Source organism: Pantoea sp. B566 (assembly GCF_024793925.1).
Taxonomy (GTDB): Bacteria; Pseudomonadota; Gammaproteobacteria; order Enterobacterales; family Enterobacteriaceae; genus Pantoea; species Pantoea ananatis.
On sequence record NZ_JANUQL010000002.1, the window covers coordinates 50023 to 63185 of the forward strand.

The following is a 13163-nucleotide window of genomic DNA, read 5'->3' on the forward strand; positions in this document are numbered from 1 at the left end:
AGAACCACGCTCTGCAAAAAGCGTGGTTCTTAAATTGTCGATTAGCGAAGTAAAGACAGCATAGTCTGAGGTACCTGATTGGCCTGGGCCAGTACCGACGAGCCCGCCTGCTGCAGAATCTGCGCGCGTGACATGTTCGACACTTCCGTCGCATAGTCCGCATCCTGGATACGGCTTCGTGCTGCAGTCAGGTTAGTCACGGTGTTATTCAGGTTACTGATTGTAGACTCAAAGCGGTTCTGAGATGCACCCAGCAGGCTGCGCTGACTGTCGACGGCCTTGATGGCTTTATCGATATCCGCCAGTGGGGTGCTGCCTGATGCGGTGCCACCACTACCGCCGGTTACGGCACCCTTCAGCACGTCAAAACCAATAGCCGCAGTGCTACGGGCGGTTCCGTTAACTGTCTGGCCAGTGGTCACGCTGGTATTCTGCACGGTGCCTGACGAGGCGTTACCGGCCGCAGCAAGATCGAAGCTGTCACTGGAACTCAGAGTGATACCGATAGTCTGGCCATCCTGCGCACCGACCTGGAAATTGTAAGTGCTGCTACCCGATCCTGTGTTGAGGACTTTCAGACCGTTGAAATCTGTCTGCTTGGTATCGCGGTCAATCTCCTGCATACGCTGGTTAACTTCAGCCTGGATTGAGTCAATATCAGATGCTGAGTTGGAGCTGTTCTGAGCCTGAACAGTCAGGTCACGGACACGCTGCAGGTTGTTGTTTATTTCATCCAGTGCACCTTCAGCCGTCTGAGACAATGAAATACCGTCATTGGCGTTACGTGCGGCAACCGTCAGGCCGTCAATATTCGATGTGAAACGGTTAGCAATCGCTTCACCGGCCGCGTCATCTTTGGCGCTGTTGATACGCAGGCCTGATGACAGGCGCTCGATAGCCGTACCCAATGATGACTGTGACTTATTCAGGTTGTTTTGAGTAATTAACGACAGAACGTTTGTGTTGATCACTGACATGGTAAATTCCTTCTTATAGAAACGTATTATTTACGCCTTATTATTATCGAGCTGACTACGCCAAACTTTAATGAAAAGACGCCAGTTAAGATTAATTAGTGAATGGTTTTTTTTACAGGGCGGTGAAGTTGTAAATACAGAAAAAACTCAGAAAAAAGTTATTATAAGCACACACAAACCTCAATCAGAAGAATAACTTTTTAAAGGTTAAAAACCTTTTGTTACAGCATTTATCATCAAAAAGCACAGATGATTAAATATTTACATTATTAGCCGCATGGTATGATGAGTCATGTTTTTTCTGTAACACAGCCTCTCATTAAGGAAATTACATTAACTCTCCCTAATTAAAAAGTAAGATATATCATTATCCGGCATTACGATGATAATAATTATTTTTTTACATTTCCCCACAAGAAAGACAGACGTCCGTAGTCAAGAAAATTGCTGGCAGCGTTAAAACCAGTTTGTCATGAAAAACGACGGGAGTTCAGCCTTGGCTCTCATGCCCGGGGACATCGGTTAGCGGACGGGTAATAATGTTGAACGGGTTTCTCGTGTTCAGCTTAAGCAGAGAAGGGACGAACGGGGAACCGGTCTGGGAAAAGACAACATCAAACGGCAGCGCGCTGATGGCAAGGTGTACCATCAGCGCGGAAGATAAAAATTTCGGCCAAACCAGAATTACATTTTTGCGAACTGTGCAGAGAGGTAATCCCCCGTCTGCGTCATTGAAGACACCAGCGTACTCAGATTGGTGAACTCCGTTTTATACTGCGCCATGACCGCGGTGATCTGATCATTAACGTTGTTATATTGATCAGACAACTGTTTTAGCGAGGTATTAATCCCTGTCGTCGCGTTTGATACCGTGCCGTTGCTGGCTAACATATCATTGAGTCTGTTGGTCACCTGCGTCGCGAACCCCGTAGTTTTGCCATCACCGGTCAGAAAACTTAAAACATCTGCAGGCTGATTGGTTAAGGCGGCATTCAGCTTGGTGCTGTCTACCGTCAGGTCACCTTTATCGTCCTGGGTAATGCCGAGTTGTGAGAGTACCTGAATGCTTCCGCTACCCTGAGGATCGGAAAACTGGCTGCGCAGGCTGGTCTGGATATTCATTAACGTATTATCCCCCAGCAGATCGCCATTATCGGTACTTGGCGCCTGGCCTTCCTGCACGGGTGTATAATTTGTCTGATCTGCAATGGTTTTTTGCAGGGAATTATAGGCATCAACGTACGTCTGAATCGCCGTCGCCATAGGCGTGGTATCCGTGGCGATAGATAAGGTTTCAGGGGAACCGCTGTTAACTTTATTCAGATTCAGTGTGACCCCTTCAGGCGCATCGGTGACGATGTTGCTGCTGCGCGTGATAGCCAAACCGTTTATCTTCAACTGAGCATCCTGAGCAGCAACCTGCTGTGTCATGCCGTTATTACTGCCGCCACTGCTGTAACTGATATACTGTGACAGCGTCGAGTCATTGGTGCTGACGGTCATCGCATTCGCGGTACCACTATCACGTGCGGTCAGGGACAAATAGTAGGTGTTATCGTTTGCCATAATCACGCTGGCATTAACGCTACCTTGCTGCTTGTTAATTGCATCACGGATATCTGTCAGGCTGGTCTGATCCTGGTTTAAGGTCACGGTCAGCGGCGATTTCTGCCCAGACTGGCTGATGGTAATCGTACGTGATGCCATGCTGCTGTCACCGAGATCGGTACTTTCGCTGCTGGCGGACTTAGAAAGCAGAGACTGCGCGGCGGCGAGCTGATCGACCTCAACGGAATAGTTTCCGGCTGCGGCACCGCTGGCAAGCGTGGCAGTAAAGGCGGTATTTGAGCTGGTGACTTTGGTTGTGGCAATGCTCGAGGCATTTTCCAGCGCAGAGGCGGCCGTTTGCAATTTCGACATTGAACTCTGAACCACGCCCCAGGCCGTCAGCTGCGCATTATAAGACGCCTGCTGATTAGTAATCGGTGTCAGTTGCGCCTGCTCAGCTGACTGTAAATTATCATATAACGTGTTGAGGTCGAGGTTAGTACCAGCGCCAAGTGTGCTTATGCTTGCCATATTCTTGTCCTGATGAAGTGACACCAGAATTAAAAATACAATGCATTAATCAGGGGTTTTTCTGATTTTAAATGTTGTTGCAAATCGGTTTATTGTCATTACTTAACCATCAATTTTCTGTTAAGGAGGTAAAAAATTGTTAACGCAATAACAATTTGAAATTCTTCCGGGGCGGTTAATTTGGCTTTTGAATAATCTACATCGGTGCCGTCTGCAAACACATCAGCGATTAATCAGTCATTTAGCCAGCATCCTCCACCTTAAGCCAAATTCATTTTTCCTAATCATCATGGCTCAGTTATTCACTCTGCTTATCCTGTTTAAACCACGATCGACGACAAATTGATGCAAAAAACGGAAAAATACTTAATGCAAATTATGCGGTATCCTGAAAATATCCGTCGCTAATCAATGCGTTTACAACCGGGCCAGAAAGGTGGATGACTGCTTTTTATTGCGTATTCTTCCCTGTTTCCGGTAAAAAATATTTTCGCTGCGCGTTAAGTTTACGATTGTTACATCCATTTACGGCAGCGATCGAAACGTTAACAAAGGTGCACGTTGAAGCACATATCGCAAAGCGGAGCCCAACCCGATGTCAGGGCGCAGGGCGACGTGAAGAGGTGCATATTAATGCGCCGGCTTTATACCTGTCGGGAAAAACGTGCGTCAAAAAGGAAGGGGATGTTTACCGCCTGTCTGACGATCGCACTGAATTCAGGATGCTCGGGATTGAGAAGATAATTCGATTCCACGGGCGAAAGGGCACTGGGCACGCGCAGTGCGACCGATCCCCCGCTTTGTATCCAGGCATCACCAAATAAACGCAGCGCTGCAGGCGCTTCCGGTGCGGCCCAGTCGTCAGGCAGTTGCTTGATATCAATCCATTCAATCAGCCTGTCGGGAACGTCAATGCTCATGAGGGTAAAAAAGTCCAGCACGCTGGCGCTTTGCAGATGGATAAGCGTCTCCAGCATGGTGAGGGAAGCAGTTTCAGAAGCGTAGACCATCGATACGCCGACGCTGTTCCAGCGTCCGCCGCCTTCACGGGCACCAAAACCGCTCCAGGCCGACCCCAGATAGCGCGTTTTGGTCATGCGATAGAGCTTCAAGAATACACACCGTGTTCAAGCCGGGTAATGAGTTTCAGCACTTCATAAGCCCCGGTTTCTGACGCGACCAGATCAGCCGGTTTTTTATTGCCTAAGGCGCGCGCAGGCTCATTGAGCCACTGCCGTGCCTTTTCTTTATCGCCCTCAAACAGCTCAACCGCACGATCCATCACGCGAATAAAACGCACCAGCCGTTCGCTCTGCTCCGCAGTAAAGCGGCTTTTAACGCCGCGGGTGAAGGTTGAGCCCGCAATGCCGGTCATACGGCGCAGTTCTGCCTGAGAGATTTGCGCCCAGGTGACAATGCGACTGGCTACCGTGCCGTCCAGACCATCATCGATTTGATCCATCAGCATCACGCCGTCAGCACTGCTCAGGCCAGCAAATTGCCATAGACGATCCGGTTCTGCAGCGGATACGGGTAAAGTGAACTGTTTCATCATCACCTCCATTTGGTTGTTCTATTATAGCCAAATGGTGATATCGTTCAATCAGTTATTGATGCACTGTCATCATAAGAAAATAAAGTCGTTTTATCATTTCTCTGGCTGCAGACAGAGATACGAAGTTATACCGCCTTGACGGTCAGCGCCGGGTCTGACAAGAAAACGTAAAAGCGTGACTGAAAACAAAGGAAAAACGGCTACGAACGACGCATTTGGCTGGACGTCATTACAGGTACACCATAGTCAGTGTGGCTTCTACAGACAGGGCATCATTTTTTAACATGGCAAGATTTTTACCCAAGGCAACTCTTATCGATGACTGTGTTATATTGCCGCTCTTAAACGCAGGTACTGGGCTCAACCGATAGGGACTATCCGTTATGAAACGACACGATATTAATTCTTCCTCTCTTTTCCGCAGTGCGGGATTCGACCCGACGTCAGGCGTACTGGAACTTGAATACCGCAATGGCACCTGCCGTCGCTGGCTTGCCGTGCCTGCTCATACCTATCAGGGATTCTGTGCTGCCCTCGATCAGGACGCTTTTTTCCGCGAAAGTATCGACAACCGTTTCTTCTCCATGTATCAAAAGAGTGATGCCTAAGCGCATTGCTGAAGCCCTGAAAACATTGACCGCCGTCACCGTTTTCAGGGCATTGACGTGGCAGGGATAACCAGACACATTCGGGTCTGCCTGTTGCTGGCTGCCAGTATTATCCCTGCAGGCTGATCTTTCTGTCTGCGCAGTGAGGTAACGATGAAAAAATCGCTTATCCGCGTTTTTTTAAGTTTAGTCACCCGCATGGCTGTGGTACTCGTTGCACTGACAGGAATAACGGTTGCCGCCGAAAACATTCCCTCGTCCGCGCGCTCCGCTGAGCAACCCTGCTGTGGTCCCGTCACGCCTGCCGCTCAGGCGATCCTCACCGTGCTTGATCGGTCGGACGTTGAGCATTTATGGCTCAATCATCATCACGTCAACTGGGAAACCGGTCAGCCTGACAAGCCGGATGACTATTCAGGCCCCGGCAATCATACTCACTGCAGTGCGTTTGCGGCGGCCATGGGGGCCCGGCTGGGTGTGTATATGCTCAGGCCACCAGAGCACAGCCAGATATTGCTCGCAAGCGCGCAGACACGCTGGTTCGACAGTCAGGAAGGGCGTCAGGCGGGCTGGATTAGGGCGGCCGATGCACTACATGCACAGCAGCTTGCTAACCAGGGAATGCTGGTCGTGATTTCCTATGAAAGTCCCGATAAGCACAGGCCTGGCCATATCGTTATTGTCCGACCTTCATTAATTACGCTGGCGAAATTGCGCGCAGAGGGGCCCTACATCACCCAGGCCGGAACCCATAACCTGCTTGTCGGCAATGCAGCCACTGCGTTTGCGGGCCACCCGGGGGCCTGGCCTAACGGCGTGAAGTTTTTTGCGCACGCATTACGGCAATGACGCCGGGAGAGATGCGAGGCCAGTTTAGCCTGTGGTGTAAACGGCCTGGAACAGTAGCGTTCTGCCCGCCATTTTTACGCCCGAATCTGAATCCCTTCGGTAATGATGTGCTGGACACTCTTCACCGTTTGTTCAAAAAACACAGGATCGCTGAGTGTTTTACCGGTAATCGCCTCAACCTGCACACCAAAATCTGCGTAATGCTGAGTGGTGGCCCACAGCATAAAAATCAACTGCATCGGATCGATGGGTGCGATCAACTCATCTTTAATCCAGCCGCGAATCACGTCCGATTTATCCTCCACCAGCGTTTTCAGGCTGCCGCCCAGCTCCTGTTTCAGCAGCGGTGCGCCCTGAACCATCTCCAGACAAAATAATCTTGAGGCCTGAGGATGGTCACGGGAGACGCAAAGCTTCAGACGAATATATTCCCGTATTGCTTCCAGAGGATGCTGATCGGACTGCAGTGCTTTAAGCGGTGCCAGCCAGATATCCAGCAGCCCTTTGAGCACCGCAATGTATAAATCTTCTTTCGAGGGAAAGTAATAGAACAGATTGGTTTTCGAGACATCCGCGCGTTCAGCAACCTGCTCAAGACGGGTGCCGTGAAAGCCATACAGTGAGAAGAATTCCAGTGCAGCGGCCATGATAGCGCCACGTTTGGCAGCAACCGCTCGCGAACGTCGCGTCACAGATTTTGATGGCGTTTTCGCGGCGAGGTTTTCTCCGGCGTCAGATCCCGGGTTTTCGGACAATGGCTTCACAACATTTCCCTGATACACACAACAAGGCCAAAAGCATAACAAATAGGCATTAAGGCGACTATCGTCATACGCGTTATTTATAAACACAACCTGATAACAACCTAGCACAACCAATATTTAACAAAACTGCACCATTTGCGCTCAACTCTGCCTGATTAACGTGCAGTTATTTTTGAGTAAATGGTCTGTTTTAGACCATTTACTCCATTATAAATCTACATAATCCTATAACATTCTGTTTTAAATGACTTTTTAAAAACTGGCATCCGCTTTGCAAATGTCCTTACGTCAGGAGATTTCAGCACGGTGCAACAGGAACCCGCAGGACGCACTTAAGCCGCGCAGAGATTTTCGCAAGCCCTTGTTGTCGTCCCAATTATTTTCAATCGAGGTGAGCTATGAAAATCGGTGTCTTTATTCCTATCGGTAACAACGGTTGGCTAATTTCAGAAACTGCGCCGCAGTACAAGCCAACCTTCGAACTGAATAAAACTATTGTGCAGAAAGCAGAGCACTACCATTTCGACTTCGCGCTCTCGATGATCAAACTGCGCGGCTTCGGCGGTAAAACGGAATTCTGGGAACACAACATGGAGTCATTCACGTTGATGGCCGGTCTGGCCGCCGTAACGTCCCGCATTCAGCTCTACGCCACCGCCGCCACCCTGGTCATGCCACCGGCAATCGTTGCGCGCATGGCTGCCACAATTGACTCCATCTCCAACGGCCGGTTCGGCGTGAACGTGGTAACCGGCTGGCAGAAACCGGAATACGAACAAATGGGCATGTGGCCTGGCGATGACTATTTTTCCCGCCGCTACGATTACCTGACCGAATATGTCAGCGTACTGCGCGATCTGTGGGGAACAGGGCACTGCACGCTTGACGGCGAATTTTTCAAAATGGATGACTGTCGCGTCAGTCCACGCCCGCAAAGCGAAATGAAAGTCATCTGCGCCGGACAAAGTGACGCCGGCATGGCGTTTTCCGCCAAACACGCCGATTTTAACTTCTGCTTTGGCAAAGGCGTCAACACGCCAACCGCTTTTGCACCTACCGCAGCCCGCATGAAAACAGCGGCTGACGCTGAAAACCGTGACGTGTCCTCTTACGTGTTGTTCATGGTGATTGCCGATGAAACCGACGAGGCCGCGCGCGCCAAATGGGAGCTGTACAAAGCCGGTGCTGATGCGGAAGCCCTGTCATGGCTCACCGACCAGAGCAGTAAAGATACCCGCTCCGGCAGCGATACCAATGTTCGCCAGATGGCCGATCCCACGTCAGCGGTCAACATCAACATGGGGACGCTGGTCGGCTCCTGGGCCAGCGTCGCCAGAATGCTTGATGAGATCGATACGGTTCCCGGTGCGGGCGGCGTATTGCTGACTTTTGACGATTTCGTCGAAGGTATTGAAAACTTTGGTCGTTACATCCAGCCGTTAATGAAAACGCGCCAGCACATCGGCATTGAGCAGAAAGAGGTCGCATGATGAACATTGTTGAAAATCAAACCGTGGTTCGCCGCGCGCCCGATAATGCTGGCGAGGAAAGGGTGCTGGCCGCGCGTCCTGAAGCCATTGGTTTCACCCCGCAGCAGACGGCGCTTATTGTGGTGGATATGCAAAACGCTTACGCCTCACAGGGCGGTTATCTTGATCTGGCAGGCTTTGACGTGTCTGCCACCGCGCCGGTCATTGCCAATATCAAAGTGGCGATTGCCGCTGCTCGCGCGGCAGGCATAAAAGTGATTTTTTTCCAGAACGGCTGGGACAATCAGTATGTCGAAGCCGGGGGCGCGGGCTCGCCCAACTTCCATAAATCCAATGCGCTGAAAACAATGCGCAAACGTCCCGAGCTGATGGGCAAACTGCTGGCGAAAGGGGACTGGGATTACGAACTGGTCGATGAACTGCAGCCCCAGCCAGGCGATATTGTGCTGCCAAAACCACGCTACAGCGGCTTCTTTAATACCCAGTTGGATAGCCTGCTGCGCAGCTACGGCATTCATCATCTGGTTTTTACCGGCATTGCCACCAACGTGTGCGTCGAATCCACCCTGCGTGACGGCTTCTTTCTAGAATATTTTGGCGTCGTACTGGAAGACGCGACACACCAAGCGGGCCCCGAGTTTGCGCAAAAAGCCGCGATTTATAACATCGAAACGTTTTTTGGTTGGGTCTCCAGCGTAAGCCATTTCTGCGACGCGGTGGGTTACAAAACTGAACAAAACGCGGCCTGACCGCTTGTGAAAAGGACAATTAACGATGCCTAAACGCGCCATTATTCCAGCCGGCAGCGGTGTTCCGCTGGCGCCATTTGTTCCCGGTACGCTTGCCGATGGGGTCCTGTACGTTTCCGGTACTTTGCCTTTTGATAAAGACAACAACGTCGTACATGTGGGCGATGCGGCAGCACAAACCCGCCATGTACTGGAGATCATCAAAAGCGTGATCGAAACCGCAGGCGGCAGCATGGATGACGTCACCATGAACTCGATTTTTATCACCGACTGGGCGAATTACGGGGCAGTGAATCAGGTCTATGCGGAGTATTTCCCGGGTGAAAAACCGGCAAGGTTCTGCATTCAGTGTGGGCTGGTGAAACCGGATGCGTTGATCGAAATCGCATCGATTGCCCACCTTGGCAAATAATCTGTTCGGTGATGTATTTCATCTGAGGAAACAGTATGTATTACAAGGTATTGGGTCAGCAAAACGCTGATGCAGAAACCGTCGTGCTCTCCTCGGGTCTCGGCGGTTCCGGGGGATTCTGGCAGCCTCAGCTGGCGATGCTCTCGGCGCATTTTCGGGTGGTGGTCTATGACCAGTACGGCACCGGCGCCAGTCAGGGTAGCGTACCCGCCGGTTACCGGATGGAGGATATGGCCGATGAGCTGGCAGGCTTACTTAACGCGCTGAATATCAGCCGCTGTCATCTGGTCGGTCACGCACTGGGCGGCATTATGGGTCTGCATCTTGCCCTGCGTTATCCCGCGCTGCTGCAAAGTCTGGTGGTAATTAATGGCTGGACAGTCCTTAACAGCCAGACGCGCCGCTGCTTCGACGTCCGTCGGAACCTGCTGCTTAACAGCGGCGTAGATGCCTACGTGCAGGCGCAGCCGCTGTTTCTGTACCCGGGTGACTGGCTTTCTGAACATGAAGCTTTCCTGCAGGAAGAGCGCCAGCATCAGGTGACGAACTTTCAGGGGATGGAAAACCTGCTGCATCGCCTGCAGGCGCTGATGGACTCCGATCTGACCACCTCGCTCAAAGGCGTCATCGCGCCGACCCTGGCGTTGAGCGCTAAAGATGATTTGCTGGTGCCCTGGTCCTGTTCAGCCGATCTCGCCTCGCGTCTTCCCCATGGCGAGCACCTGCAAATGGGCTACGGCGGACATGCCATGAGCGTAACGGACCCCGATACGTTTAACCCGATTTTACTGGACTGGCTGCAGCGGCAGGCTTCGCATCCATCCGGAACACCGTCTGATTTCATACCTGTGGAGATGCCATGACCGAAGCATTAACCGCCAGCGCGCTGGCCACGTTGTTCACCGAAGCCCGCACCCATAACGGCTGGCTGAATAAACCGGTAACAGGCGAACAACTGAAAACGATTTACGAACTGGCGCGCATGGGGCCGACCTCGGCGAACTGCAGCCCGGTGCGCATCGTATTTATTCAGAGCCAGGAAGCGAAACAACAACTGGCACCGGCACTTTCCAGTGGCAATCTGAAGAAAACGATGACCGCTCCGGTGACGGCGATTATTGCCTGGGATCCGGAATTCTATGAGCTGCTGCCTGAACTGTTTCCGTCCGGCGATGCCCGTTCATGGTTCACCTCCAGCCCACAGCTGGCACAGGATACCGCGTTCCGCAACAGCAGTTTACAGGCTGCGTATCTGATTATGGCCTGTCGCGCGATCGGCCTGGATACCGGACCGATGTCCGGTTTCGACAATGCCAAAGTTGATGAAACCTTTCTGGCGCAGGAAGGCTGGAAATCGAATTTTCTGATTAACATTGGTTACGGCGACAGCAGCAAAGTCTATCCGCGCGCACCGCGCCTGGACTTTGACCGCGCCTGTCGCGTGCTGTAAGCATCACCGATCATGACTGAGGACACGAGCATGCAATCAACCCTGAACGCCACACTGCCCGCGACCGACATGCCCCTTGCTGAAAAAGAGGCTGCCGTTGAGAAACAGGAATACCGCAATGCCATGGCGCGCCTTGGCTCTGCCGTCAATATCATCACCACTGACGGCCCCGGCGGTCGGGCAGGTTTCACCGCCTCTGCTGTGTGCAGCGTCACCGATACGCCACCGACACTGCTGGTGTGCCTGAACCGTTCTGCGTCGGTACATCCGGCGTTTATACAAAATCAGGTGCTGTGCGTAAACACGCTGGCCGACAGCCACGAATCACTTTCTAATTTATTCGGCGGAAAAACGCCGATGGAACAACGCTTCGACGCCGCCGAATGGACAGATCTCGCCACCGGCTCCCCGATCCTCACTAACGCGCTGGTGTCATTTGACTGCAAGGTCACGCAGATCACCCGGGTCGGTACCCACGATATTATGTTTTGTGAAGTTGTTGCACTCCGTTGCAACGATGACTGCCACGGACTGGCGTATTTCGACCGACGCTATCATCCGCTGATGCGTCAGATAGCCTGTTAACTCAATCCGCATTCAACTTAGTAAGGATCGTACATGGCACATTCCTGGTTTCCGCAATGGCGTAAAAGAGAAGGTAATCTGGATGGCGCGGTGATCGCGCCGGATGAACGGCTACCGTTTGGCGCGACGGTGATCATGGGACTGCAACACACGGTGGCGATGTTTGGTGCCACGGTACTCATGCCATTGCTGATGGGGTTTGACGCCAATATGGCGATCCTGATGTCGGGCATCGGCACGCTGCTGTTCTTCCTGGTCGTAGGCGGGCGCGTGCCGAGTTATCTCGGTTCCAGTGCTGCATTTGTCGGGTTAGTGATTGCCGTGACCGGCTACAGCGGCCACGGCACGAACCCGAATATCGGCGTCGCGCTGGGCGGGATTATCGCCTGTGGCCTGATTTACATGCTGATCGGTTTTGTCGTCATGGCGGTCGGCACTCGCTGGATTGAGCGCCTGATGCCGCCGGTGGTGACCGGCGCGGTAGTTATGGCGATTGGACTCAATCTGGCGCCGATTGCCATAAACAGCGTATCCGCTTCATCGTTTGACAGCTGGATGGCGGTGATGACGGTGCTGTGTATCGGATCGGTGGCGGTGTTTACACGCGGTCTGGTACAGCGACTGTTACTGTTGCTGGGTCTGGTGGCGGCGTACCTGATTTATATGGCGATCACCAACGGCCTCGGGCTGGGCACGCCGGTGAATTTCAGCGCCGTGGCGCAGGCGCCCTGGTTCGGCGTGCCCACCGTCACTACGCCGGTATTCAGCACGCACGCTATGCTGATGATTGCGCCGGTGGCGGTGATCCTGGTTGCGGAAAACCTTGGCCATATTAAAGCCGTGGCGGGGATGACCGGTAAAAATCTCGATCCCTACATGGGCCGCGCCTTTATCGGGGATGGCCTGGCGACCTTGCTTTCGGCTTCGGCGGGCGGCACCGGCGTGACAACCTATGCCGAAAATATCGGCGTCATGGCCGTCACTAAAATTTACTCCACGCTGATTTTTGTCGCCGCCGCAATCATGGCCATTGTGTTGGGTTTTTCGCCTAAATTTGGTGCCTTGATCCACACCATTCCTGGCCCGGTGCTCGGTGGAGCATCCATCGTGGTATTTGGCTTGATTGCCGTAGCTGGCGCCCGCATTTGGGTACAAAACCACGTTGATTTGGGCCTGAATGGCAATCTCATCATGGTGGCAGTTACGCTGGTACTGGGCGCGGGCAACTTCACCCTGAGCCTGGGCGGCTTCAGCATGGGCGGCATCGGCACCGCGACCTTTGGGGCGATTTTACTCAATGCTTTCCTGAGCCGCAGCAAAATGGCAAAGACGCCGCCTGAGATTAAGGCAGCCACAGAAGCGGCGCTGAGAGAGCCGTAACCTTTTATTGCTGCGTCTGTTGTCTGTGGGTGTTAAGGGTGCCTGGTGATCGTTGCATAACACTAACCAGGCATTTTTCACCGCCTTTGCGCGCCTGACATATTATCTTTTCCTATGCATTCCCCCGCAAACTGGGCTGATTTTCGCCCTGATCCCTGAATTAACGTGGGTGCCATAACCTTTTCATCTGACTATAGCCTGCGGTTATATCCTCCAACTAAACAAGCATTCGTCACCTTTTGAAGCGCATGAAATAGTGGGTTCA

14 protein-coding genes are annotated in these 13163 nt (G+C 52.3%); 9 read left to right on the forward strand and 5 right to left on the reverse strand.

The window, feature by feature from the left end; genetic code table 11:
• Positions 1-41: 41 nt before the first annotated feature.
• The 4 genes from NYE92_RS00235 to NYE92_RS00250 form a co-directional block, all read right to left on the reverse strand.
• Positions 42-977, reverse strand: a complete 936-nt coding sequence (locus NYE92_RS00235) for a flagellin (protein WP_013027859.1) — start codon at positions 975-977, stop codon at positions 42-44.
• Positions 978-1661: 684 nt separating this feature from the next.
• A complete protein-coding gene (gene fliD, locus NYE92_RS00240) occupies positions 1662-3056 on the reverse strand; it encodes a flagellar filament capping protein FliD (protein WP_014333136.1) in 1395 nt (464 codons plus the stop codon).
• A gap of 644 nt (positions 3057-3700) precedes the next feature.
• A complete protein-coding gene (locus NYE92_RS00245) occupies positions 3701-4168 on the reverse strand; it encodes an RES family NAD+ phosphorylase (protein WP_013027861.1) in 468 nt (155 codons plus the stop codon).
• Positions 4165-4608: an antitoxin Xre/MbcA/ParS toxin-binding domain-containing protein gene (locus tag NYE92_RS00250; RefSeq protein WP_014598335.1), complete on the reverse strand. Its 444-nt coding sequence runs from the start codon at positions 4606-4608 to the stop codon at positions 4165-4167. The genes NYE92_RS00245 and NYE92_RS00250 overlap by 4 nt, the downstream gene beginning before the upstream one ends.
• A gap of 386 nt (positions 4609-4994) precedes the next feature.
• On the opposite strand from NYE92_RS00250, the gene NYE92_RS00255 reads away from it, so the two are divergent.
• Both NYE92_RS00255 and NYE92_RS00260 read left to right on the forward strand, forming a co-directional pair.
• Positions 4995-5219, forward strand: a complete 225-nt coding sequence (locus tag NYE92_RS00255; RefSeq protein ID WP_013027863.1) for a KTSC domain-containing protein — start codon at positions 4995-4997, stop codon at positions 5217-5219.
• Between the two features lie 153 nt (positions 5220-5372).
• Positions 5373-6068: a hypothetical protein gene (locus NYE92_RS00260; RefSeq protein ID WP_259018305.1), complete on the forward strand. Its 696-nt coding sequence runs from the start codon at positions 5373-5375 to the stop codon at positions 6066-6068.
• A 74-nt stretch (positions 6069-6142) separates the two neighbouring features.
• Here NYE92_RS00260 and rutR read toward each other — a convergent pair whose 3' ends face one another.
• Positions 6143-6832 carry an HTH-type transcriptional regulator RutR gene (gene rutR, locus NYE92_RS00265; protein ID WP_014598333.1) on the reverse strand — a complete coding sequence of 230 codons (690 nt, stop codon included), beginning with the start codon at positions 6830-6832 and terminating at the stop codon, positions 6143-6145.
• A gap of 398 nt (positions 6833-7230) precedes the next feature.
• On the opposite strand from rutR, the gene rutA reads away from it, so the two are divergent.
• The 7 genes from rutA (at position 7231) to rutG (ending at position 12898) form a co-directional block, all read left to right on the forward strand.
• Positions 7231-8322, forward strand: a complete 1092-nt coding sequence (gene rutA / locus NYE92_RS00270; protein WP_014604632.1) for a pyrimidine utilization protein A — start codon at positions 7231-7233, stop codon at positions 8320-8322.
• Entirely contained in the window at positions 8322-9071 is a 750-nt protein-coding gene (gene rutB, locus NYE92_RS00275; RefSeq protein WP_014598332.1) for a pyrimidine utilization protein B, read from the forward strand. The genes rutA and rutB overlap by 1 nt, the downstream gene beginning before the upstream one ends.
• A gap of 25 nt (positions 9072-9096) precedes the next feature.
• On the forward strand, positions 9097-9483 hold the full coding sequence (gene rutC / locus NYE92_RS00280; RefSeq protein ID WP_013027868.1) for a pyrimidine utilization protein C: 387 nt from the start codon (positions 9097-9099) through the stop codon (positions 9481-9483).
• Between the two features lie 35 nt (positions 9484-9518).
• Complete coding sequence (gene rutD / locus NYE92_RS00285; protein ID WP_014604634.1) at positions 9519-10346, forward strand: pyrimidine utilization protein D; 828 nt, start codon at positions 9519-9521, stop codon at positions 10344-10346.
• Positions 10343-10933, forward strand: coding sequence for a malonic semialdehyde reductase (locus NYE92_RS00290; RefSeq protein ID WP_013027870.1), 591 nt, complete (start codon positions 10343-10345; stop codon positions 10931-10933). Before rutD ends, NYE92_RS00290 begins: the two co-directional genes overlap by 4 nt.
• A 69-nt stretch (positions 10934-11002) precedes the next feature.
• Entirely contained in the window at positions 11003-11518 is a 516-nt protein-coding gene (gene rutF / locus NYE92_RS00295) for an NADH-dependent FMN reductase RutF (protein ID WP_088900766.1), read from the forward strand.
• 33 nt (positions 11519-11551) lie between these two features.
• Positions 11552-12898: a pyrimidine utilization transport protein G gene (gene rutG, locus NYE92_RS00300; protein WP_014333150.1), complete on the forward strand. Its 1347-nt coding sequence runs from the start codon at positions 11552-11554 to the stop codon at positions 12896-12898.
• The last annotated feature ends 265 nt before the right edge of the window (positions 12899-13163 follow it).

What these genes read in the sequence shown, in the direction of transcription:
- NYE92_RS00235 (WP_013027859.1), bottom strand. Translation starts at nt 977, where the DNA reads ATGTCAGTGATCAACACAAACGTTCTGTCGTTAATTACTCAAAACAAC.
- fliD (WP_014333136.1), bottom strand. Translation starts at nt 3,056, where the DNA reads ATGGCAAGCATAAGCACACTTGGCGCTGGTACTAACCTCGACCTCAAC.
- NYE92_RS00250 (WP_014598335.1), bottom strand. Translation starts at nt 4,608, where the DNA reads ATGAAACAGTTCACTTTACCCGTATCCGCTGCAGAACCGGATCGTCTA.
- NYE92_RS00255 (WP_013027863.1), top strand. Translation starts at nt 4,995, where the DNA reads ATGAAACGACACGATATTAATTCTTCCTCTCTTTTCCGCAGTGCGGGA.
- NYE92_RS00260 (WP_259018305.1), top strand. Translation starts at nt 5,373, where the DNA reads ATGAAAAAATCGCTTATCCGCGTTTTTTTAAGTTTAGTCACCCGCATG.
- rutA (WP_014604632.1), top strand. Translation starts at nt 7,231, where the DNA reads ATGAAAATCGGTGTCTTTATTCCTATCGGTAACAACGGTTGGCTAATT.
- rutB (WP_014598332.1), top strand. Translation starts at nt 8,322, where the DNA reads ATGAACATTGTTGAAAATCAAACCGTGGTTCGCCGCGCGCCCGATAAT.
- rutC (WP_013027868.1), top strand. Translation starts at nt 9,097, where the DNA reads ATGCCTAAACGCGCCATTATTCCAGCCGGCAGCGGTGTTCCGCTGGCG.
- rutD (WP_014604634.1), top strand. Translation starts at nt 9,519, where the DNA reads ATGTATTACAAGGTATTGGGTCAGCAAAACGCTGATGCAGAAACCGTC.
- NYE92_RS00290 (WP_013027870.1), top strand. Translation starts at nt 10,343, where the DNA reads ATGACCGAAGCATTAACCGCCAGCGCGCTGGCCACGTTGTTCACCGAA.
- rutF (WP_088900766.1), top strand. Translation starts at nt 11,003, where the DNA reads ATGCCCCTTGCTGAAAAAGAGGCTGCCGTTGAGAAACAGGAATACCGC.
- rutG (WP_014333150.1), top strand. Translation starts at nt 11,552, where the DNA reads ATGGCACATTCCTGGTTTCCGCAATGGCGTAAAAGAGAAGGTAATCTG.